Source organism: Limnothrix sp. FACHB-406, assembly GCF_014698235.1.
Taxonomy (GTDB): domain Bacteria; phylum Cyanobacteriota; class Cyanobacteriia; order CACIAM-69d; family CACIAM-69d; genus CACIAM-69d.
Map to the genome: position 1 here is coordinate 57807 of NZ_JACJSP010000007.1, position 21307 is coordinate 79113.

The 21307-nt window shown below is 58.1% G+C and carries 19 protein-coding genes and 1 tRNA gene; 11 read left to right on the forward strand and 9 right to left on the reverse strand.

From position 1 onward, the window contains the following. Nucleotides 1–81: 81 nt before the first annotated feature. A complete protein-coding gene (locus H6G53_RS09030; protein WP_099535242.1) occupies nt 82–1227 on the forward strand; it encodes a cob(I)yrinic acid a,c-diamide adenosyltransferase in 1146 nt (381 codons plus the stop codon). Nucleotides 1228–1262: 35 nt separating this feature from the next. On the opposite strand, the gene H6G53_RS09035 is transcribed toward H6G53_RS09030, so the two are convergent. Genes H6G53_RS09035 through H6G53_RS09045 form a run of 3 tightly spaced genes read right to left on the reverse strand, consistent with a single transcriptional unit; the run spans nt 1263 to nt 7925 of the window. Continuing rightward, complete coding sequence (locus tag H6G53_RS09035; RefSeq protein WP_190532172.1) at nt 1263–3023, reverse strand: SpoIIE family protein phosphatase; 1761 nt, start codon at nt 3021–3023, stop codon at nt 1263–1265. A 49-nt stretch (nt 3024–3072) separates the two neighbouring features. Next, nucleotides 3073–6369 carry an efflux RND transporter permease subunit gene (locus tag H6G53_RS09040; protein WP_190532175.1) on the reverse strand — a complete coding sequence of 1099 codons (3297 nt, stop codon included), beginning with the start codon at nt 6367–6369 and terminating at the stop codon, nt 3073–3075. 5 nt (nt 6370–6374) lie between these two features. Then, the gene (locus H6G53_RS09045) at nt 6375–7925 is read right to left on the reverse strand and encodes an efflux RND transporter periplasmic adaptor subunit (RefSeq protein ID WP_242030834.1); all 1551 of its coding nucleotides are present in this window, start codon (nt 7923–7925) and stop codon (nt 6375–6377) included. A 250-nt stretch (nt 7926–8175) separates the two neighbouring features. Between H6G53_RS09045 and H6G53_RS09050 the strand changes: the two genes are divergently transcribed. The 4 genes from H6G53_RS09050 to hisG all read left to right on the forward strand — a co-directional run bounded on the left by H6G53_RS09050 (nt 8176) and on the right by hisG (nt 10109). Beyond that, nucleotides 8176–8248, forward strand: a tRNA-Ala gene (locus tag H6G53_RS09050). 227 nt (nt 8249–8475) lie between these two features. Further along, a complete protein-coding gene (locus H6G53_RS09055) occupies nt 8476–8943 on the forward strand; it encodes a CYTH domain-containing protein (protein WP_099535251.1) in 468 nt (155 codons plus the stop codon). Nucleotides 8944–9081: 138 nt separating this feature from the next. After that, nucleotides 9082–9309: a DUF1049 domain-containing protein gene (locus H6G53_RS09060; protein WP_190354575.1), complete on the forward strand. Its 228-nt coding sequence runs from the start codon at nt 9082–9084 to the stop codon at nt 9307–9309. A 155-nt stretch (nt 9310–9464) separates the two neighbouring features. Continuing rightward, the gene (hisG, locus tag H6G53_RS09065; RefSeq protein ID WP_099535255.1) at nt 9465–10109 is read left to right on the forward strand and encodes an ATP phosphoribosyltransferase; all 645 of its coding nucleotides are present in this window, start codon (nt 9465–9467) and stop codon (nt 10107–10109) included. A gap of 23 nt (nt 10110–10132) precedes the next feature. On the opposite strand, the gene H6G53_RS09070 is transcribed toward hisG, so the two are convergent. Further along, on the reverse strand, nt 10133–11137 hold the full coding sequence (locus H6G53_RS09070; protein WP_099535257.1) for a pentapeptide repeat-containing protein: 1005 nt from the start codon (nt 11135–11137) through the stop codon (nt 10133–10135). Between H6G53_RS09070 and H6G53_RS18970 the strand changes: the two genes are divergently transcribed. After that, nucleotides 11121–11252 carry a hypothetical protein gene (locus H6G53_RS18970; RefSeq protein WP_255512352.1) on the forward strand — a complete coding sequence of 44 codons (132 nt, stop codon included), beginning with the start codon at nt 11121–11123 and terminating at the stop codon, nt 11250–11252. The genes H6G53_RS09070 and H6G53_RS18970 overlap by 17 nt on opposite strands. Here H6G53_RS18970 and H6G53_RS09075 read toward each other — a convergent pair. Further along, on the reverse strand, nt 11233–12192 hold the full coding sequence (locus H6G53_RS09075) for a hypothetical protein (protein ID WP_099535259.1): 960 nt from the start codon (nt 12190–12192) through the stop codon (nt 11233–11235). The genes H6G53_RS18970 and H6G53_RS09075 overlap by 20 nt on opposite strands. A 773-nt stretch (nt 12193–12965) precedes the next feature. Between H6G53_RS09075 and H6G53_RS09080 the strand changes: the two genes are divergently transcribed. Then, nucleotides 12966–13397 carry a plastocyanin/azurin family copper-binding protein gene (locus H6G53_RS09080; protein WP_190532178.1) on the forward strand — a complete coding sequence of 144 codons (432 nt, stop codon included), beginning with the start codon at nt 12966–12968 and terminating at the stop codon, nt 13395–13397. A gap of 177 nt (nt 13398–13574) precedes the next feature. Beyond that, complete coding sequence (gene map, locus H6G53_RS09085) at nt 13575–14417, forward strand: type I methionyl aminopeptidase (RefSeq protein ID WP_099535267.1); 843 nt, start codon at nt 13575–13577, stop codon at nt 14415–14417. 261 nt (nt 14418–14678) lie between these two features. On the opposite strand, the gene H6G53_RS18580 is transcribed toward map, so the two are convergent. The 3 genes from H6G53_RS18580 to H6G53_RS09100 form a co-directional block, all read right to left on the reverse strand. Next, nucleotides 14679–15611: an N-acetylmuramoyl-L-alanine amidase gene (locus tag H6G53_RS18580; RefSeq protein WP_190532180.1), complete on the reverse strand. Its 933-nt coding sequence runs from the start codon at nt 15609–15611 to the stop codon at nt 14679–14681. Nucleotides 15612–15923: 312 nt separating this feature from the next. Then, nucleotides 15924–16862: an SPFH domain-containing protein gene (locus H6G53_RS09095; protein WP_199291484.1), complete on the reverse strand. Its 939-nt coding sequence runs from the start codon at nt 16860–16862 to the stop codon at nt 15924–15926. Continuing rightward, nucleotides 16862–17305 carry an NfeD family protein gene (locus H6G53_RS09100; protein ID WP_190354579.1) on the reverse strand — a complete coding sequence of 148 codons (444 nt, stop codon included), beginning with the start codon at nt 17303–17305 and terminating at the stop codon, nt 16862–16864. Before H6G53_RS09100 ends, H6G53_RS09095 begins: the two co-directional genes overlap by 1 nt. A 190-nt stretch (nt 17306–17495) precedes the next feature. On the opposite strand from H6G53_RS09100, the gene H6G53_RS09105 reads away from it, so the two are divergent. The 3 genes from H6G53_RS09105 (at nt 17496) to H6G53_RS09115 (ending at nt 20691) form a co-directional block, all read left to right on the forward strand. Continuing rightward, nucleotides 17496–19490, forward strand: a complete 1995-nt coding sequence (locus H6G53_RS09105; RefSeq protein WP_190532183.1) for a PP2C family serine/threonine-protein phosphatase — start codon at nt 17496–17498, stop codon at nt 19488–19490. Between the two features lie 218 nt (nt 19491–19708). Next, the gene (locus H6G53_RS09110; RefSeq protein WP_099535277.1) at nt 19709–19936 is read left to right on the forward strand and encodes a ferredoxin-thioredoxin reductase variable chain; all 228 of its coding nucleotides are present in this window, start codon (nt 19709–19711) and stop codon (nt 19934–19936) included. 458 nt (nt 19937–20394) lie between these two features. Continuing rightward, on the forward strand, nt 20395–20691 hold the full coding sequence (locus H6G53_RS09115; protein WP_199291485.1) for a DUF6439 family protein: 297 nt from the start codon (nt 20395–20397) through the stop codon (nt 20689–20691). On the opposite strand, the gene H6G53_RS09120 is transcribed toward H6G53_RS09115, so the two are convergent. After that, nucleotides 20688–21257, reverse strand: a complete 570-nt coding sequence (locus H6G53_RS09120; RefSeq protein ID WP_099533641.1) for an ATP-binding protein — start codon at nt 21255–21257, stop codon at nt 20688–20690. The genes H6G53_RS09115 and H6G53_RS09120 overlap by 4 nt on opposite strands. Nucleotides 21258–21307 lie beyond the last annotated feature (50 nt).

A 21307-nucleotide genomic window follows, 5' to 3' on the forward strand; every position in this document is an offset into this window, starting at 1 on the left:
AGCGGCACTAGACACAGGCCCCTGAGCAATGGCTCAGATTCCGGTTTTTCAGTAACCTTCAGCAACGTTTGTAGCATCGGCATGAGAACCGCACCACGAAACGGCATTGGTATTCGCACAGCCCAGACCCGCGACGATCGGGAATTGGGGCAAATCCACGTCTACGATGGCGCGGGTAAGGGCAAATCGCAAGCGGCCTTGGGCGTTGTGTTGCGATCGATTGGCTTGGGCATCCACAGCGACTGGCAAACCCGAGTTTTACTGTTGCGGTTTTTGAAGGGGCCCGATCGCCCCTACGACGAAGACGCGGCGATCGCAGCCTTGCAGCGCGGCTTTCCCCACCTGATTGACCAGGTACGCACAGGGCGATCGGAATATTTCGGGCCCGAAGGCGTGACCAAGTTCGATCGCCTGGAAGCCCAGCGGGGTTGGGATGTGGCCAAGGGGGCGATCGCCTCGGGGCTATATTCCGTCGTCGTGTTGGATGAAATTAACCCTGTGTTGGACTTGGGGTTGCTGGATCTCGATGAAGTGATCAGCACCCTGAAAAACAAGCCATCGGAGTTGGAAATTATTGCCACAGGCCGCAGCGCCCCCACGGCCCTGCTGGATATTGCCGATTTGCACTCGGAAATGCGCCCTCGGGAATTGGATCCCAACCTGAACTTGGAAGGCATTGAAGGCATTGAAATTTACACGGGCGCGGGCAAGGGCAAATCCACTAGCGCCCTCGGCAAAGCGCTCCAGGCGATCGGGCGGGGCATTGGCCGGGACAGTTCCCACCGGGTGCTGATTGCCCAATGGCTGAAAGGTGGCAGCGGCTACACCGAAGATGCCGCGATCGCCGCCTTGCAACAGAGCTATCCCAGCCTGGTGGATCATCTGCGGTTTGGGCGCGACGCGATCGTCTGGCGCGGCCAACAACAGGAACTGGACTACATCGAAGCGGAGCGCGGTTGGGAGCTGGCCCGCGCGGCGATCGCCTCGGGGTTATATAAAACGATCGTTCTGGATGAGCTAAACCCCACCGTTGATTTGGAATTGCTGGATGGGGAGGCGATCGCCCGCGACCTATTACGCAAACCCAAAGATACCGAAATCATCATCACCGGCCGTTGTTTGAATCCACCGGCTTATTTCAACCTAGCCAGCGTTTATTCGGAGATGATTTGCCACAAGCACTATGCGGAAAAAGGCATGGATCTGAAGCGCGGCGTGGATTTTTAGGACTGAATTTCAGGTTTGGATTATTCACAGGAATCCTAGCGTTGTTTCAGCACCAACAGGGTCATATCATCCTCAGGCTGCTGGTGATTGAGATGACTTCGTAAATCCGCAACAATCGCCTCGATAATTTCCGCTGCTGGGCGATCGCGCTGTTGACAAGCCACCCAACAAAGCCGCTCTAATCCATAGGCTGTCTGCCGATCGCCCTGGGCTTCCGTGATGCCATCCGTGTAAAGCACCACCACATCACCCGCTTGTAGTTCCAGGGTAGCTTTCTGCACCCAATGGGCAATATCTGGCTCAATCCCGATCGGGAAACCCAAATCCATCGTGTCAAATCGTTCGATCGCGCCGCTCGATCGAACCACAATCACCTCCTCATGCTGCCCCGTTAAACACAGCCGCCCCCCTTGATAATCCAACAGCGCCAGGGTGGCATGTTTGTGCAAGTTCATGCGCTGTAGGTTTTCATAAATTGCACGATTAATCGTGTTTAAAAAGCGGGCCGAATTATGCTCACAGGCCGCCAACAGGGTGCGAGCCGCCATCTGAATCATCAGCATTAAGAGGCCACTTTCTAGGCCATGGCCCGTCACATCACCGATGCCAATTTTGATGTGATCGCCCTGACAAATCACATCGTAATAATCACCGCTCACTTCCGCCGCGGCCGCCGTGAAGCTGGCAATTTCTAACGATTCGATCGCCGCCAGTTCACTCTTGGGCGGCAGCAACATTTTGTGTAAGCGATGGGCAATTTCTAACTCCGCTTGGGTTTTGGTTAAGGCTAATTGGCTGTTGCTCAAGGCCGCTTCCACCTGCTGGCGGTTGTCCATTTCCTGGCGCAAATCCTGCAAGGCCGTTTGCAACTCCGCCGTGGCTTGGTCAACGGCCCGTTGCAGGCGGGTCGGTTCGCCCATCAGCTTCCAAACCACTGCCCCCACCCCGATCGACAGCGCACCGCCCAGCAGCCAAATCACCCCCGCGATCGGGGATCGATCGCGCCAGCCCGATCGGGGAATCGCCGCCAACTGCCAAGTGCCATTGGGAATCGCCACCCCCACCAACACCGGATCCTGTTGAAAAACCTGAGCCTGGCCCCAAAACACATCGCCCCGCTCTCCCAGGCCGTCCTTGCCCCGAATGGTAAGCGCTAATTGCTGGCTCACCTTTGGCAAATCCGCCGCTTCATAGATCGCCATTTCATCCACCACTACACTGGCCAGGCCCCAGTAGGTCGGTGACGCGTTCAAGCCCGGTTGATCCACCACAAAAGCCGGGGTGCGGTTAATGAAAGCGACTCCCCCTTGCACCAACTTCACGGGGCCGGCAATGGTGGAGCGCTTTTGTTGAATGGCGCGTTCCACGGCGGCCCGTTGCTCCGGTTTGGCCACCAAGTTCAATCCCAGGGCCAGCTCATTCCCCTGCAAGGGGTAGATATGGCTAATGACGGAGTTTTTAGCCAAGTTGACACTGCGGATGCCGTTGTTTTTTTCCAGCAGCACCGTACCCATGCGGGCAAATTCCGCCTGAGTCACTTGGGGATTGGCCGCCACATAGGCCGCCAGAGACTCGGCCAGCAGCAGTTGGGAGTTGATATAGCCTTCGAGTTTGGCGCGAACCGTGCTGAGTTTGCTGAGTACCGTGGCCCGTTCCTGGCTGCGAAATTGGCGGTTTTCGGAACCGACCAACACACTGGTTGCCACAAGCACAATCAGGGCCGCCGCGGCCGCGGCCCCGATCGACTGGGCCTGGCCAAATCGCAATGGGGGCGATCGGCGCAGGGAAGTGGGCATAGACGAGATCTCCAGAGAATGCTGTTGCAATCGCCGTTGGTCTCTGAGTTTAACGGGTGTAGTCCGGCGGCCGATCTCCGGCTGTGGCGGCTTCGGACGGTTCGATCGGAACGGTCACCGGATCCAATTCTGGCTCGCCATCCAGGGGCCCTTCCAGCACCGGGGAGATCGCCCGGGGTCGGCGGTTCAGCAAGGCCGCCGGCCAAGTCACCCACTCATGCATCAACACATAAAGGCAGGGGATCAAGAACAGGGTCAGCAACGTAGCCAGAGACAACCCCGAAAACACCACAATCCCCAAGGGTTGCAGAAATTCTCCGCCAGCCCCCATGCCCAGGGCCATGGGCAACATCCCCAAAACCGTGGTGATCGTGGTCATCAGGATCGGGCGGAGCCGCTGGGGTGCGGCCTGGACGATCGCGGCTTTGCGGGTGAGTTGGTATTGTTCGCGCAGTTGGTTCGCCAGCTCCACCATGATGATGGCGTTGTTCACCACGATCCCCACCAACAGCACCGCGCCCACCACCACCGTGGCCCCGATCGCCGTTTGGGTCCAATAGAGACCGAGAATCCCGCCGGCCACCGCCAGGGGAATCGCAAACATGATCACCAGCGGGTCAATTAGGGAGTTGTATTGCACCGCCATCACCACAAACACCAGGAAGGCCGCCAAACCACCCAACAGGGGCAAGGCTCCTTGGATTTGGCGATTGCTTTCGGCGGCGGGGCTGGGCAACCGGGTCACCCCCGCAGGCAACTCCAGCTTGCTGAGGATTTGATCCACTTCCGCCAGGGCATCGCTGAGGCTGGCTCCGGGATTCAGGTTCCCGGCCACCAAAAACACCGATCGCTGGTTAATCCGCTGAATTTCGCTGGGGGCTTGGGCGCTGTCGAGGCTGGCCACTTCGCCCAGACGCACGAGCCGATCGGCCCCAGCAAACAGGGGCAGGTCTAGCAGTTGGGAGGGGTTGCTGATGGCAGCGCGATCGAGCCGCACGCGCACATCAACCAACCGGTTCCCCCGCTGCAATTGGGTGGGCACGGAACCTTGGATCGCTGTTTCGATCGCCCGGCCAATGTCCGTGATGTCCAGATCCAGATCGGCCAAGCGGGTGGGATCCGGGCGAATTTGCACCTCCGGCTGCGGGCGATCGCCATCGGGACGAAAGGCCGCCAGCGTGGCTTGCTCATCAAGGGCTGTCAACACCTGCCGCCCGGCCCGTGCCAGGGCTGCCGGATCATTGCCCTGCAAAATCACATCCAACTCAGCCCCCCGCACGGGCGAGTTATTCAAAATCAAGCCCCGCACTTCCCCGGGCCGCAACCGCAGGCGAATATCCACCAAATTCAGCTTTTGCAGTTGCCGATTCACCCGCTCCACATAGGCTTCCACATCAGCCCCCGGTTTCAGGGTGATGGTGCTGGTGCTGCGCAGGGGATTTTCGTTGGTGTTGCTGCCAAAGAGGGATCCCCCGATCGTGGTGAAGGCGTATTCCGTTTCCGGCTGTTGGCGCAGGATTTGGTCAACCCGTTCCATCACCTGGCGATTGGTTTCCAGGGTGGTGCTGGGTGGAAAGATCGCCACCAATTGCGCCTGGCCCGTGGCAATGCGCGGCAGGATTTCTTGGGGAATGTAACCAATCACGGACAGGCTGCTGACCGTGAGGGCCGTGGCAATGACCAACACCACCAACAGCCGCACCCGCATTAGCCCGCCCAGTAGCCGGCCATAGTTGACCATCACCCCATCCATCCAGCGATCGAACGCCCGCAGGGGCCACCAACGACCCACCCCGCTCGACCAACGCACCGCCAGCAACCGCGCCGCCATGGCTGGCACCACCGTGGCCGCCACCAAAATTGAGGCCGCCACCGCAAAGCTAATGGTCAAAATCAGTTCATTAAACAGCAGGGCAATGAACCCGCCAATGAACAAAAAGGGCAACACGGCCACCAGGTTGGTGCTTGTGGAAGCCAACAGAGCCGACTCCACCGCTTGGCTGCTGGCGATCGCCCGATCGACCACTTCCGCTGGCTCCACCTCTCGGCCATTGGCGCGGGTTCCTTCCACGATCGCTTCCATCATCACGATCGAGTTATCCACCACAATCCCCACACCGAGGGCCAAACCACCCAAGCTGAAAACGTTGATCGTCAGGCCCCAAAACCGCATCAAAATCACCGCCGCCAAGGTGGCCAGCGGAATCGAAATCGACACAATCAGGGTTTGGCGCAGGGATCCCAAAAAGACAAAGACCGCAAAGGCCGCCAACCCTGTCCCCATTAAGCCTGAGGAAATCACGTTGGAGACAGCGTTTTGAATAAACACCGACTCATCTAGGGTAGGCAACAGGGTCACATCTGCCGGAATCGTGCCATTGGCCGCCAGTTCCTGAAGCCGCTGTTTGACGGCGGCCACCACGGCGATCGAGTTGGCATCGGGCTGCTTTTGCACACTCAGCTTCACCGACGGCTGACCATTCAAGCGCACTTCCACCCGCTGCTCCGCCGTGCCATCCACCACCGTGGCAAAGTCGCTGAGGGTTACGGTTTGGGTGGGGGCGCTGCCGTTGCCATTCCGCACCACAAAGGGCAATTGGGCTAACTCAGCCGCACTGCGAAACCGGCCCGTGGCCCGGGTCAGGGGTTCCCCATCGGGGGCATAGATTCGGCCACCGGAAATGTCTTGGTTGCGATCGCTCAAGCCATCCAACACCGTTTGCAGATCCAGCCCGATCGCCTGGAGCCGTTGCAGATCCAGCGTGACCCGCACCTCTTCTTCCACCCCGCCGGACACATCCACCGAGGCCACCCCATCCACCACATTCAGCTCGCGCGAGAGTTCCTCATCGGCAAACACCCGCAACTGAGCAGGGGATTGGGCAGGGGAGGTCACCGCCAACTCATAAACCGGTAACTGGGAAGGGTCAAATTTAAACAGCCGCGCATTTTCCACCGCGTCCGGCAGTCGGCCCCGGGCCCGGTTAAAGGCCGCCGTTGCATCATTCAGGGCCTGATCTAAGTTGCCGCCCGGCTGGAAATATAAATCTAGACTGATGCTGCCCTCTCGCGTTTGGGAATACACCTGCACCACGCCTTCGGTGGCTGAAAGGGCCTCCTCCAGCGGACGGGTGATTTCATCGATCGCCACTTCCGGCGACACGCCCGGTGCATCGGCCCGTAAACCAATCCGGGGATAGGTAATGGAGGGCAGCAAGTCCACTTGCATGGTGCTGACGAAGAAGCCCCCGAGGACGATCGCCGCCACTGCCAACATCAGGGTGGCAATGTGACGACGAATCGACAGGGCGCTGAGACTAAAGCCCGTGGGCCGCGAATCAAACATTTGCCTTACCTCGCGGGTTCAGAAATTGCACTCAGTCGCACCCGATCGCCTGCGGCCAGGGGGCCGCTACTGCGCAGGACATAACGATCGCCCGGTTGCAGACCCGAGAGCACCTGCACCTGGCCATCAAACCGGGATCCCAACTGCACCACCCTTGGTGCAACGGTTACGGCTTCTCCTTCCCCTTGCACCACAAATACCGTGCCTTGGGTGGGAGCCGGCGCGTTGGCGGCGGATTGCCCAGCTCCGGCAGAACGCCCCCCTCGTCCCCCCGGCCCACCGGGAGCGCGATCGGCCAGATCGGCCACCGCCAAGGCCCGCTCGGGAATGGTGACTCGGGCGGTGGCCGCCTGGGCAAAGCTCACCCGGGCCAACAGCCCACTCCCCAAGCGCCCATCGGGGTTAGGAATGGTGATTTCTACGGGCACTTGCCGAGCCACCGCGTCGCCCAAGGGAGAGATGGCCGTGACCCGCCCGGTAAATTCTTGACCCGGCAAGGCATCCAGCCGCACTCGGGCCCCTTGCCCCAGCCGCACACCCGCCAGGGCCCGATCGGACAGGCGCACCAGAATCTTGAGCTGGCTAAAGTCACCAATGCGGATAATTTCACTGCCCGGTTGGGCCAGGCTGCCGGGTTCCAGCAGCTTGGCCAGCACAAGACCACTGAGGGGCGATCGCACCAGGGCAAAATCCTGACGTTGGCGAGCCTGATCGGCGATCGCCTGTTGGGCAGCCACCCTGCGCCGGGCTACGGCCACGGTTTGCTGGCGGGTTTTCACCTGTTGGCGGGCGGCCTGGAGGGCTTTGGCGGCAGTTCCCACGGCCGTGCGGGCATTTTCCACGCTTTGCTCCGCGATCGCCCCTTCCCGAAACAATCGCTCTAAGCGATCGAGATCAGACTTAGCCTGTTGCAGTTGCAGTTCTGCTTCGCCCACTCGGGCCTGGGCTTCGCCAATTTGGGCTTGGCTGCTGGCCACTTCCAGCTCCCGGGCAGAAACCTCCGCTTGGGCTTCCACGGCCTCGGAGGTCAACAACCGTGCATCCACCCGCGCCAACAATTGTCCTTGGCGCACCGGTTGCCCCACGTCCGATCGCATGTCTAGCACGTAGCCTTCCACCCGCGATCGCACGGCCACTTCTCGAAAGGGCTGAGTCGTCCCGCTATAGTCCTGGGTGGTTTGCTGAGTGGCGGTTTTGGCCAAGGCCACATCCACCGAAGGCGGCCCCGCTCGATCGGCGGCTCCCGGCGGGGCCGGTTGGGCATCGCTGGGGGGAATGGCGTTTTGGCAACCGCTGGCCAACAGGGCCAAGCCACAGAGGCCACTGAGCCACCGCCGCCGGGTGGACTGTGGGCCAAATTGTCGTTGCCCCCGCGTCACGGGCATGAAACCGAGCCTGACGCGGGAATTCGTTTCAGGCTCGGTTTCAAACCCAAGCTTTGCAAAAAGGCCAGGGCGGTGATTACAGCGACCCGATCGAGACCGCCTTTGGGGCGATCGATCCAAGCCGATCGGCAACCCAAAGGACACCGTTGGAGGAACTGAAAGGTTATTCATGGGTCGATCAGTTGATGGGAGCAGTTAAAGCTGTGGAGCAGTTCTGCCGGAGCCGATCGCCCCGAAAGACTCGATGGCTCGTGCCATTGGCTAGTCGGACTGGCGCGATCGACGGGAGGATTAATTTCGTAATGGTTCTTTACAGAAGCAGTGCTACCTTAGCGCACCTGATCCCAATCCCGCCGAAAAAAAATTTGGTCGCTTGGGTTGACGAATCCAAACTTTTAGGCGATTATTAACTTCGCTGAACGGGGCTATAGCTCAGTTGGTAGAGCACTTCAATGGCATTGAAGGGGTCAGCGGTTCGAATCCGCTTAGCTCCATCCCGTTCCCCCAGGAACAGCAAACTAACAATAAACTTAAAAATAAACCCAAACGGTTGAAGGGATCCCTGAAAATTTAGGAGAGATCTGAAACCCCAACCCTGGATATTCAAAGCCAAATACTCAAGGCTAAATATTCAACGCTAGATATTCAAGGCTAGATATTCCAGCTCGAATATTCAAACCTGAGCATTCAGACTCAATATCCTGATCAGCAGCTACTTCCCATGGCGATCGAGATTGAGCGGAAATTTTTGGTGCGATCGAACCGTTGGCGCGATCTTGTCCAGCCGGGCAAACGCTACCAACAGGGCTATCTGTGGTCGGATCCCGTGCGCACCGTACGGGCACGCATTGCGGGCGATCGGGCATTTCTAACCATCAAAGGCCAAACCGATGGCCTGGCGCGATCGGAATACGAATACGAAATTCCCGTTATTGATGCCACGGAAATGTTGGCAACACTCTGTGTTTCACCCCCGATCGACAAAGTTCGCTATCGGTTACCCTGTGCGGAAGGTTGCTGGGAAATCGATGAATTTTTTGGCAGCAATGCAGGACTCATCGTGGCGGAAATTGAACTCGATCGCCCCGATCAACCGGTGCAATTACCAGACTGGATTGGTGAAGAAGTGTCTCACGATCCCCGCTATCGCAATTCTGCCTTAGCCGATCGCCCCTTCAGCACTTGGTAATTTTTAAGGCAGATTGGTAGCTTTCCAGGCAGTTTTTTTAAGCAATTGCTTAATTGAAAGCAATTCAAGCAATTGTTTAATCACGCGATGGCAAATACCGAATTCAGTCAAAACAATAGGTCAAAAATTAGGTAAAAAATGGGCAAATTAGCCAATCTGACGATCGCTCTGATTGTGGCCACAGGAACGATCGGAATCGCTCTCATTTCCGTCCAAAACGCCACCCTTGTTTCCATGCAGTGGTTTGGATCTCGCACCGTGCAAATGCCCTTTGGTTTTCTGTTGGCAACGGGCTTTGGGGCGGGCGTGGTGGTGGCGGGTCTGTTTCCCCTGTTGCCCAGCGGTCGATCGAGTCAGCGACGTTAGCGCCAGCTTGGGCCGCAATGAAGCCCAAAGGACACGAGCACCCAAATAAACACCCAAACAAACACAAACACCCAAACAAAAGATGCGCCACGCGGGAAATAGATCTATACAATAGGCGGGCGAAACCTTGCCCCATCCCACCCCCCGATCGCCCTGTGCTGACCATCGCCATTCCCAAAGGCTCCCTTCTGGCCGATAGCGTGCAATTGCTAGCCGCTGCGGGCCTAGACTTCAGCGTTCTGCTCGACAAAAGTAACCGCCAACTGCAAGTGACCGACCCCACCGGCACGGCGCGGGCCATGCTGGTGCGCAATGGCGATGTGCCGGTTTATGTGGAATGCGGCCAAGCGCAGTTGGGCATTGTGGGCTACGACGTGCTGCGAGAAAAAGCGCCCAACGTTGCCAACGTGCTGGATTTGGGCTTTGGAGGCTGTCGCATGTCGGTGGCAGTCCAGGCGGATGGGCCCTATCAACGGGCGATCGACCTGCCGGCCCATAGCCGCATTGCTTCCAAGTTTGTGCGCTGTGCCCGCGAATATTTCCAGTCGTTGGATCTACCGGTGGAGATTGTGCCCCTTTACGGCTCCGTGGAATTGGGGCCGATCACGGGTATGTCTGAGGCGATCGTGGACTTGGTGGCCACGGGGCGCACCCTCAAGGAAAACGGCTTGGTGGAAATTGAGGTGTTGTTTGAAAGCACAGCCCGACTCATTGCCCACCCGGTGAGCTACCGCCTCAACACTTACAACGTGGGGGGCTATTTGGATGCGCTGCGATCGGCCCTGGCTCAGGTGGCCTAGGGCCTGTCGTCGGTTGAGGGATTCTAGTAGTTTTGATAATAAATTTGGCCGTCGGGCATGGTGGCGTTGGTCAAGTTTGCGCCGTTGAGGTTTGCACTGCTCATTTCCGCCCGATTTAACAGCACCTTGGTCATGTTGGCATCTCGCAAATTGGTGCGCGTCAAGAACGAGTCCACCAAATCCGCCTGGGACAGGTTCGATCGGGTCATATCCGCCCGGCGCAAATCAGCCCGAGTTAAGCGTGCATAGGAAAAATCCGACTGCAACATCTTGGCATGGGCAAATTTAGCATCCGCAAACAGCGCCATCTGACAAACACTGCCGTTGAGATTACATTCATTGAAAATGGTTCGCTCGGCCCGCACACTCGTGAGATTTGCCTGAAGTAGCGTGGCCCGCTCCAAGTTGCTGTCACTGAGGGCCGCATTACACAAAATGGCTCCGCTCAGGTTGGCTTCCATCAGGTTCACCCCGCGCAGGACGGTTTCCCGCAAATTGGCCCCCGTCAAATTCGCACGGGTCAGATCCGCCCCAGACAAATCCGCCCCTTGCAGGTCTGCAAAGCTCAAATCGGCTCCCCGAAGGTTGGCCCCTTGATAGACCCGCTTTTCTTCGCGCAGATTGGCCCCCCGCAGGCAGGCTCCTCGGGCATTGATGCCGCTGAGGTTGGCGTTGCGCAAATCCGCCTCCACCAGGTTGGCATCGGTCAAAATCGACAGGGAAAGGTTCACGTTGCGCAGATCGGCCGCTTCCAGCCGGGCCCCGTGCAAGTCCGCATCCCGCAAGTTTGCCGCACTCAGGTTGGCGCGATCGAGGTTGGCCCCGCTCAGTTTGATGTGGGTTAAGTTGGCCCCTCGCAACACCGCCCGATTGAGGTAAGACAAAATCAAATTGGCGTGGCTGAGGTCGGCTCCGGTGAAATTCACACCCACAAGATCCGCGCGAATCAGTTTGCAGCCGCTCAGGTTGAGGCCACTGAAGTTGGTCTCACCTGCTTTGTAGCGTTGCAAGATGGCTTGTGCGTCCATGGGTCTGTTGGGCTTCCAGGAAAGAAGACAGGGAATTTTGCAGGCCGCGCACGGAGCCGGGCCAAGGGCGATCGCTCAGGCCAGCCTCAGTGTGCCTAGGGATGCGATCGAGTAAAGACATTTTCGATCGCAAACATCGATCGTTCTGTCTCATCATCCTCATCCTCAGCTTCCATGGGTAAGCCAGAGCTAAGTTGCGTTTTTTCCGCCGCCTCGCCAAACATTTCAAAGCCCGGAAAACGTCCCGTCGCACCGAAGGATTCTTGGGCCAGGGGTTTCGGTTCCGGATCCGCTGAATAGATGGCTCGATCGAGCACGCGAATCATTGACTCCGCAGCCTGGGCATATTCTTCCACTTCCGGGAAACGATTCACCGTGCTTTGCAAGCGTTCTTCCAAATCATCCAGGGTTGGACAAGCTTCGCAGAGCCGATACAACAGGCGATCGAGCAATTCCGACTTAATAGAAGCCCAAGTGTAGGCATTGAAACTGGTTTGGGGATCCAGCGTGAAAAAGCTGAGAATCTTCACCCGCAACGGGTTGGTGGCCCGCAATAATTCAAATCGCACCGCAAACCAATCGTAGGCCGCCAAATTCACCACCGGCCGGTTGGTCATGGTGTCCTGGGATGGATCCCGAGCCACAATCGCCGGTTCTGCGCTTTGGCTGGGGCCTTGGAAAGATAGCACCGTCCGCTCGTCTCCAGACTCCACCGGCAAACGCGGTTCCGTGCTGGTGAGGGTAGCTTCCCCGTCCGGATCATGACAAAGATTTCCCAACCGCTGGCTAATGCGACTGGCAATTACCCCATACACCTGAGGCTTATTCAGGTGAGCTGCTGCCCGGTTTAACCGAGTCGTTAGATGATTCATCGTGGGCGACAAGGATTGCAGCCGTTGCAGCAACCGCCCCGTATCGAGCAGGGCAATTTTCTGGTTATCGCCTTCCCAGTGGCCCGTACAAGCCAACAGCAGCAGTTTTTTAATGCGAACAATTTCTGGGTCGCGTTCTAACTCCCGTGCGAGGTCTTGGAGGATGGAGGGAATATCGCTCATAGGGCCAAGGGGTCAAAACGCGAGAGTCCAGGGAGAGGAAATCGGGCTGCACCCAAATTGAGTCGATCGCAGTCGAACCAGGGCGATAACGGGAGCTTACCAGTCGCTTTTGGCAGCATCAGCATCATCCAGGGCAATGAGCGCAACAGTCCGTTGATTACCGCCAATCATGCAAATCTCCTCCATTACATCAGGAATTAGACAACAAACGCTGTGCTCTTGCAGACTGTTCAGAGCACAGGGCGGCTGTTCGGGAGAAGTGGCATGGTCAAGGGTCACTTTGAGTATGCCTTACCCTGGCGAGATCGATCCACCAATATCGATCTCGCACGTGGTTTTCCAATCTTGTTTTTTAGTCAGTAACCGCACTCCTGTGCAGTGATTCACCATTTGTGAAGCCACCAACCCGTCCTACACTAGATTTAGGACAATTAGGGCCGTGGGGTAATCGATCCAATTCATTACCAAAATCGAGCTCCGGGCTTTTTTGTCTTGTTTTGAAAGATGTTTTTGACTGTTTCTCAATCATTGAATGGGTTATTGATTTGTTGATTAATCAAAGATCAAGAAAATGGCGAGGTAACCCAGTTTGATTGAATCACCTTTTCGAGAATTGGGAAATTAGGAGTATGAAAATTCAGAACTTACGGAAATTGACATTTTTTCCGATCGATTCCCATGCGTCAACAAGGACAACCTTACTTGCTAAGACGCAACTGGGGTTCAAAACAGCCAAACGAGCGATCGGGCGATCGATCCTGATATCGATCCTGATGCCATTGCTGATTGCTGGGCTGTGGCTGACGGGAATTGGGTGCGCACCGGCTTGGGCCGCTCCGGCCGTGGCCTTAAGTCAGCAACCCCCCGTGGAAGTGGCCGTGGAACTGGGAACCACTTCTGGAGAATTGCGCTTTGTGCCCAATCAATTGACCTTCGAGGCCGGCAAGCGCTACAAACTGCGCCTGAGCAACAACAGCCCCACCAAACACTATTTCACGGCCAAAGATTTTGCCGATGCCATTTGGTCGCAGAAGGTCGATGCGGGCAACGTGGAGGTGAAGGGCGCGATCCATGAGTTGGAGTTGCGCCCTAACACGGTGGCCGATTGGGTGTTTGTGCCGGTGCGATCGGGCAAATATACCCTCCGTTGCACCGTGCCTGGCCACCAGGCGGCGGGCATGACCGGCGAAATTTTGATTCAGTAGGGAGCCTTGACCTCCCCGGGGCTTTGACGGGCGATCGCCGCTTGCGGTTGGGCAAGCACCCGGCTGTTACCCAGCCCCGGCCAGAGTCCCCCAGGCTTGTAAAGTTTTTTGATAAGCTCTAGAGGGACATTGCCTTCCCCACTGTCGCTTCGATCGCTAACACCACCTGCTAACACCATGAACGTTTTTGCCGACCTGCTGCCCAAGTCCAAGCCTGCCGACTCGCAAACGGGCCCGCGCATTCAAAAAAATCGCCGGGGTATTGAAATCAAATCGAAGCGCGAGATCGAGATCATGCGGCAGGCTTCGGCGATCGTGGCAACGGTGCTGAAGGAAATTCTGGAGTTGGCAGAACCGGGCATGACCACGGCTGACCTCGATCGCCACGCAGAAAAGCGAATTCGTGAAATGGGAGCTGTGCCCAGCTTCAAGGGCTATCACGGGTTCCCAGCTTCCATTTGCGCCTCCATTAATAATGAAGTGGTGCATGGAATTCCCAACTCGAAAAAGACGATCCAAAGTGGTGACCTTGTGAAGGTAGACACGGGAGCCTATTTCAACGGGTTCCATGGCGATTCCTGTGTGACGGTGCGGGTGGGGCAGGTCTCTCCGGAGGCCGATCGCCTGGCACGAGTTGCTGAAGAAGCCTTGTTTGCCGGAATTCATCAGGTGAAACCCGGTGGAACGCTGCTGGACATTGCCGGGGCGATCGAGGACGTGGTGAAGGCCAATGGCTACTCGGTGGTGGAAGATTTCACCGGTCACGGCGTGGGGCGCAACCTGCACGAAGAACCGGCGGTGTTTAATTTCCGAACCCGTGAGCTGCCGAATGTGCGGCTGCGGGCGGGGATGACCCTGGCGATCGAGCCGATTTTGAATGCGGGTTCCAAGAAAACCAAAATTTTGAGTGACAAGTGGACGGCCGTAACGGTCGATCGCTCCTGGTCAGCCCAGTGGGAGCATACGGTGCTGGTGACGGAGGATGGCTTTGAGATTTTGACCGATCGCACCAAGGTTTAGCTGCCACCAAGGTTTCAATCGTGGCCGGCTTGGAGCCGGCCGCTGAATCGAGGGCCGGCCTTGACGTTGCAATTTTGAAGTTTCGGGCTTGAATGCTGGGATTCAGTCTCGGCGACTGCTCAAAAACCGAGCAAAGGTTGGGAAACCCAAGCCCTTAGCCAGGCCGATCGATTGCTATTCATGGGCAATTGATCGGCCTCTTTATGTTTTCTAGTGCATGAGCGGGCGATCGTGATTACTCAGGCCTTGAGGCCCATTCCGCTAGCCAATCAGGGCAGCCCAAGCCTGCGGCCCCACAATGCCATCCACCGTCAGGCGGTTTTGGGTTTGGAAACGGCGCACCGCATCCAGAGTTCCGGGGCCATAGATGCCATCGATCGCCACGCCCACCCGAAATTGCAAGTAGCGCACAGCGGGGCCGGAGGTTTGGTTGGGCCGCAAAATCGGCTTGGCCAAAATTTGCCGAATGTTCACCCAGGTGCGATCGCCCGCCACCCCATCCGTCACCAAACCCAAAATCGCCTGCAATCGTTGGGTGGCCGATGTGGTGGACGGGCCAATGAACCCATCTTCGGCTAGGCGCTGGTTGTTGCGATCCAAAATTCGGAGCCGGTTCAAGGTGCGCTGCAATTCCAAAACCTGGGCACTGGACTGCACCGGGGTTGGGGTTGGCTCCGGCTTGGGTAATTGTCCCGTTAACCCCTTCACGATCGCGTTAGCCATCTTTTCGGGATCAAACAAATCCATGTCCCGACGGGAATCGCAAAAACAGCATTCCACCAAGATGGCCGGCGCAGACGTGTTGCGAATCACGTATAAATGTGCGCCATTTTTGACCCCACGGCTGTTGAACCCCAGGGCCACAATTTCGCGCAGCACGGGAGCCGCCAACCGTTCACCTGTGGCACTGGCCGCAAAAACTTCCGTACCACTCACCACCGTGTTGAAGGAGTTGAAGTGAATCGACACAAACGCATCAACCCGGTTGAGATTTGCCACATTACAGCGCTGCCAAAGGGAGTTGGTGACGCTGGAGGCGCTACGGGGGGTGCAATTCACCACCGTATGCCCCAAGGCCCGCAACTTGTTGATTACCCTTGTGCCAACGGCCATGGTCAGCTCGTCTTCAAACCGGATGCCGCGTGCCCCCGTGTCGGGAGGGGCGTTGTGGCCAATGTCGATTCCGTACTTCATGGTTGGGTCAATGCCTCGCTGAGTCCCGGGGAAGCTGATTGGGAAATGGTCGCAACGGCTCGATCGACTCGATCCGAGTCCAGATCCAAACCCAGAATCCATCCAGTCCCGATTGATCCTGACCGATCCCGATCCATTCCGATCGATCCAAGGCCGAGCGCCGCAAGTCCCGCCCCCATTTAAGCGCAGGGCCGGAAGATTGCCCAAGCGCCTGAGACCACTGGTGCAAGTTGATGAACCGTTGATGAGTGGTAAGGGCTGAGGGATTGGCTCGATCGCGCATTGGAGCCGCCGCCCGATCGCCCCCTATGCTTAATCGCCCGTCAATGTCTTCAGGCTTTCGAGGGTGGACAAAATATTGCGCGGATCCATGAACATCACCTTGCTGCTGTTGCTGCTGCCGATCGCTTGGCCCGTCGCCAAATAGCTTTGGGCGATCAGAAATTGCAGGGCCTCCGCTGCCTTGGGATCTTGCTGAAGTGACTGGGCCACAATTTTCAGGGCCTGCGCCGTGGCCTGGGCTTGCAGCACCTGCCGCTCTTGGTCAGCCCGGGCCTTCAGCACGATCGCCTGACGTTCCCCCTCCGCCGCCAAAATCGCCGCCTTTTGCCGAGCTTCCGCCTCCAGCACTTGGGCCTCCGCTTGGCCGCGGGCGGAGTTCACCGCCGATTCTCGCTCCCCTTCCGAGGTGAGAATGGCCGCCCGTTTGCGCCGCTCGGCGGACATTTGCAACTCCATCGATTCCTGCACGGCCTTGGAGGGAATGATGTCGCGTAGTTCCACCCGGGTTACCTTCACACCCCAAGGATCCGTGGCGATGTCCAGATCCTGAAGCAGAACTTCGTTAACCCGTTCCCGGGCGGTGAAGGTTTCATCCAGTTCCAACTTGCCCATTTCCGATCGAATTTGGGTCAACACCAAATTCGTCATGGCCATTTGCAGATTTTCAACCTTATAAAAGGATTTCTCGAGATCCACCACTCGCCAATAGACCACGGCATCGGCCGTAATGCTCACGTTGTCCCTGGTGATGCATTGCTGGGGCGGAATATCAATCACCCGTTCCCGCAAGGTTTGCCGATAGGCCACACGCTCCAGCACGGGAATCACGTAGTTAATGCCCGGTTCCAGGCGTTTTCCCTTGTATTTTCCCAACTGCTCCACCAAGGCTTCATCACCCTGGTTGATGATTTTGATGCCCGAGAGGGCTGTGCCGCCCAGGGCGAGGGCAAGGATCAGGAAAGTGCTCATTATGCCTCTGGTTCTAGGTTGTCTGGCCAATGCTCGATCGGTAGCACCCACAGGGTTGTCCCCTGGCGGCCAACGATATACACAGGGGTTTGCGGGGCGATCGCCTGGCTGGTGTCTTGGCAACGGGCGGCCCAGGATTGTCCTTCATAGAGGACGCGGCCGGGTTGGCCGGGGGCGATCGCGGTGAGGGTTTGCCCCTCGATCGCGTCCCAATGTTGCTTCGGGGCGGGGCGATCGAGCCATTGCCGGGCCGCCCGAATCATCACCACCGACAACCCCAACCACAGCCCCACTTGCAGGGGCGCACTGGGCAACACTACCGACACCAGAGCCACCACCAGCGCACTGACTCCCATCACCGCCGCCACAAAGGCCGTGGGCACAAACAGTTCTGCTAAACACAACCCTGCACCGAGCAGGATCCAAAGGGTGGTTAAGGACATAGGAACCGGCTGTTCAGAAGGGAGGGGTGGCAAGAGCCGACCGGTCTGAGGCCATTCTAGCTTTCGGGTTTTGGGCTGTCCTGTTAATGAAGTCATCCAGGTGATTCATCAATTGGGATCCGTGGATCGGCGGGATCCGGAAGATTCCAGGGATACAATCGAGCGGTATCCGCTACTGTGCTTGCCAGCAATGAACGGACTTGAGCCGCCCATCTACTGCGTAAATCCAAGTTGTGCCCAACCTCGCAATGCGATCGGGCGGGAGCGCTGTAGCGAGTGCCAAACACCGCTGCTCTATCGCTACCTGTGGGCCGTGGGAGAAGTGGCGGCAGCGATTCCGGTGGGCAACATGGTGGCCGGGCGCTATTACGTGCAAGCACCGTCCGTGTGGCTGGAGACGGAACCGGCCCGATCGCCCGATGTGCCGCCCCAACTGCCCGATCGATCCCTGCCCTATCTGCGGCTCCATCGCTGGGCCCGCCACTTGCCTCAGTTTTATGGTCTTTGCTTAATGGGTGATCAGTCACCCGATACGATCCTGCTGGAAAACGCTCCCCTGAACGACCAGGGGCAACCTTACCCGAGCATTAATGAGGCTTGGGGTGGGGCCCGGAATCTGCGGCGGCTCCACTGGTTGCGGCAACTGTTAGACCTATGGCCCGCCCTGGCAGCGGAAGGGGTGACAGCCAGCCTGCTTTCGTTGCAAAACGTGCGGATTCAGGGGGGGCGTTTGTGGCTACGGGAGTTGATGGCCGATGAGGCCGATCGGGAAGGGAATTTTCGGCGGCTGGGGGATTTGTGGTTTGCTTGGCTTACCGGTTGGTTGCCGCAGGTCTCGACGGAAAATGATGCCCTGCTGGGGGTTCGGCTTCAGGACTGGTGTACCCAAATTCGCCAAGGCGCGTTGAATCCGGCCGGAGCGGCCACCCTGCTCGATCGCCTGATCCAAGAAACCCAAGCCCAATACGATTTGACGGTGATCGCAGCGGGCCTCACGGATCCGGGTCGCCAGCGATCGAACAACGAGGACACCTGCTATCCCGACACCTTTTCGCCCTTGCCGCCCGTGGGGGCGATCGATCCCGGCGTGGCGATTGTTTGCGATGGGTTGGGTGGGCGCGAACGGGGCGAAGTGGCCAGCCAAATGGCCATGCAGTCGTTGCAATTGCAGGCCCAAGCTTTGATTTCCGAGGCGATTACAAGTGGCGAATCGATCGAAGCCCCGATCGCCACGGAACAGATTCGGGCCATGCTGCGGGTGGCCAACAATCTGATTGCCACCCAAAACGACAGCCAAGGCCGGGAAGCCCGCCAGCGGATGGCCACCACCGCCGCCCTGGCGATCGCCCTGCCCCAACCCCTGCGGCCCCCCTTCGTGGAGCAAACCACCATTGCCCGCGATCTCTACATTGCTCACGTGGGCGACTGCCGAGCCTATTGGATTTCCATGGGCGGCTGCATTCCCTTGACGGTGGATGACGACCTGGCGGGCCGCGAAGCAGAAACCGGTTTCCGTTCCTATCGCGAAGCCCTAAACCAACCCAATGGCAGCGCGATCGCCCAGGCCTTGGGAGCGAAGGAAGCGGACAATCTGCAACCCCATGTTCAGCGCTGGATTGTGGATGAGGATGGGCTGCTGTTGCTTTGTTCCGATGGGTTCAGCGATCAGGGTTGGGTGGAACAAAGCTGGCGGGAATATGGATTGGGAATTGTGACCGGCACGCGATCGCTCAACGAAACCCTCAAGGCCTGGGTGGCCGCCGCCGTCGCCACCAATGGCAGCGACAACACCACCGCTGTGGCCCTGCTTTGTCGTCTCAGTCCCCTGAACGTGGGCATTCCCGATCCCTGGACGGCGGCCCCCGAAGCCGTGGCCTTGGCTCCGGCCACCTGGGAATCGGAAATGTCCGAAGCGTCCCAAGCCCTGTTGCAAACCACCAGCCGTCCGCCCCGTTCCCAGCGTCGCCGCCGATCGCACCCGGGCCTGAGCAAACCCCAGTGGATAGGGCTGGGCGCGATCGCCTTGGTCATTTTGGGGGCGATCGCCCTGGCCCTCACCCTGCGTCCCTCCGGGGGCGATCGACCCGATCCCGACCGTACGCCCTCCGCACCCACCCGCTCCACACAGCCGGGCACGCCTGCGCCCAACACCACCACCGAAGAACTCCCCGTTCCCGGCCCTTAGCCCGTGAATTTTTTGATGGCTAGTTTTTTGATGGCCATTTTTTTTGATGGCCAGTTATTGATCTCTTAATCACCCGTTTCCGCTGCGGTTTGTGTGGGAAAATCCAGAATCACGACCAAAATCGCGACTGGAACCGAACGCCACGTAGGTAATCCTGCGTTCTGGGCATTCCAGATCGTGCTCAACCACCCAAGTTTATTAGCGAGCTGTCAGAGGTTATGAAAGTCGGCGATCGCGTGCGTGTCAGCACCACCGTAGAGGTCTACCACTACCCGGAGCATCGGGGCAAACCCTACAACTTGGAAGGCAAGGAAGGGGAAATCATTGCGATCGTCACCGAGCACCAGGGCCGCCCCGTCAGCGCCAACTTTCCTTTTCTGGTGCAATTTGAAGGGAAGTTTCGCGGCCATTTTCGGGATGGTGAATTAACGATCGTGGAATCGTAATTGCGCAACCAGCAACCTGAGCCGATCGTCACCTCGAAATTGCCGATCATTTCGCGATCAGGGGCAAGGAGCTTAGGGGATATCGCCTTTTCCATATTTCCATCGCCGTAGGGGTTGGGTCTCCCAACCCTAACCCGGGCGATCGCTACAACCCCATCCACCCCTGGGAACACCCAAGGATCGCGGGGGCTGGGCGGGGGCTGGGCGGGGACTGGGCGGGGACTGGGCGGGGAGACCCCGCCCCTACGACTGATCGGTTGGGAGGATGAGATCGTCAGGGTTTTGGGCGATTTGACGACAGGCCCTAAGCCCCTTGTCTCTGGTAGCTTGGACAAATGGTTTGGATCCAATAGTTGGGATCAGTAATTAGATTTGATTTTTTTGGGAAAGGTCGCCACACTGAAGGCAATATTTCTTGATTTCTTGCCCCCAGCTTCAATTGGGCGATCGAGCAACCCATGAAACCTTCCCTTTTTGCCCACCAGCCGATTACCAACCCCCTGGAAGCCAAGTCCTGTCAAGAGCTGACCGATTTAGAACTGGCGCAGGTGCTCGCATCGCGTTTGGCGCTGGGCAACGGGGATTGGCATCGACAAAAGGGCAATCGATCGATCCGGGCCCGGGAACAGGCGGCGGCGGCCTTGGTGGCCCTGTTGCGCGACCAACCCCAAATGGCCCTAGAGCATTTGCAGCAGGCGGCGGGATGGCTCGATCGCACCGTGAGCGCCCCGCCCTGCCCGGATCATGGCCGCTAACGCACTAGCGCCACATAGCGTTCTCGCAAACTGGCCCGCAAACCTTGGGCCGCTTGGGCCAAGCGCTGCCGTTTCGAGACCCGGATCGGATCCGTTTCCTTGTACAGATGCAACACGCGGCCGCCTTCTTGCCACTCCACCCGATCGAACACTTGATGCAGGATGAACAAACCGCGGCCGCATTCCCCCTCGTTACCCGGCAGCAGGTCTTCCACCGCATCCAAATCCATGGTCACATCATCCAGATCCGCATCCATGGCCACAGGTGGCAACGGCGGCGCATGGCAACAACAAGGGGGCTTAAATCCTCCCCCCCGATCGGCAATCATCCACCAGTAGCGGTGGCTGCGAGCAGAAAAGTGAACACACACTCGTTTTCCCGGATCAAGGCCATTACCATGCTTCACCGCATTGACCAAAGCCTCCTGTAACCCAAGGCGCACTTCAAAGCGCCAAGGCTCCGGGACATCTTCCACTAACAAATCCAGAACAGGGCACAAATGCAGCGTTGAAGGGAAACTCAGCTTGCGCCACTGATGTTTTTCTTGGCGAACTGTGGGGGCCATCACAACTGGAGACAGAGCATTTGGACGACCAGAAATACCGAGCGGAACTG

Coding starts and splice junctions, on each gene's coding strand:
- H6G53_RS09045 (WP_242030834.1), bottom strand. CDS start 7,925: ATGAATAACCTTTCAGTTCCTCCAACGGTGTCCTTTGGGTTGCCGATC.
- map (WP_099535267.1), top strand. CDS start 13,575: ATGAACGTTTTTGCCGACCTGCTGCCCAAGTCCAAGCCTGCCGACTCG.
- H6G53_RS09100 (WP_190354579.1), bottom strand. CDS start 17,305: ATGTCCTTAACCACCCTTTGGATCCTGCTCGGTGCAGGGTTGTGTTTA.
- H6G53_RS09035 (WP_190532172.1), bottom strand. CDS start 3,023: ATGCCCACTTCCCTGCGCCGATCGCCCCCATTGCGATTTGGCCAGGCC.
- H6G53_RS09120 (WP_099533641.1), bottom strand. CDS start 21,257: ATGGCCCCCACAGTTCGCCAAGAAAAACATCAGTGGCGCAAGCTGAGT.
- H6G53_RS09115 (WP_199291485.1), top strand. CDS start 20,395: ATGAAACCTTCCCTTTTTGCCCACCAGCCGATTACCAACCCCCTGGAA.
- H6G53_RS09105 (WP_190532183.1), top strand. CDS start 17,496: ATGAACGGACTTGAGCCGCCCATCTACTGCGTAAATCCAAGTTGTGCC.
- H6G53_RS09080 (WP_190532178.1), top strand. CDS start 12,966: ATGCCATTGCTGATTGCTGGGCTGTGGCTGACGGGAATTGGGTGCGCA.
- H6G53_RS18970 (WP_255512352.1), top strand. CDS start 11,121: ATGGCTTGTGCGTCCATGGGTCTGTTGGGCTTCCAGGAAAGAAGACAG.
- H6G53_RS09030 (WP_099535242.1), top strand. CDS start 82: ATGAGAACCGCACCACGAAACGGCATTGGTATTCGCACAGCCCAGACC.
- H6G53_RS18580 (WP_190532180.1), bottom strand. CDS start 15,611: ATGAAGTACGGAATCGACATTGGCCACAACGCCCCTCCCGACACGGGG.
- H6G53_RS09040 (WP_190532175.1), bottom strand. CDS start 6,369: ATGTTTGATTCGCGGCCCACGGGCTTTAGTCTCAGCGCCCTGTCGATT.
- H6G53_RS09095 (WP_199291484.1), bottom strand. CDS start 16,862: ATGAGCACTTTCCTGATCCTTGCCCTCGCCCTGGGCGGCACAGCCCTC.
- H6G53_RS09060 (WP_190354575.1), top strand. CDS start 9,082: ATGGGCAAATTAGCCAATCTGACGATCGCTCTGATTGTGGCCACAGGA.
- H6G53_RS09055 (WP_099535251.1), top strand. CDS start 8,476: ATGGCGATCGAGATTGAGCGGAAATTTTTGGTGCGATCGAACCGTTGG.
- H6G53_RS09075 (WP_099535259.1), bottom strand. CDS start 12,192: ATGAGCGATATTCCCTCCATCCTCCAAGACCTCGCACGGGAGTTAGAA.
- H6G53_RS09110 (WP_099535277.1), top strand. CDS start 19,709: ATGAAAGTCGGCGATCGCGTGCGTGTCAGCACCACCGTAGAGGTCTAC.
- H6G53_RS09070 (WP_099535257.1), bottom strand. CDS start 11,137: ATGGACGCACAAGCCATCTTGCAACGCTACAAAGCAGGTGAGACCAAC.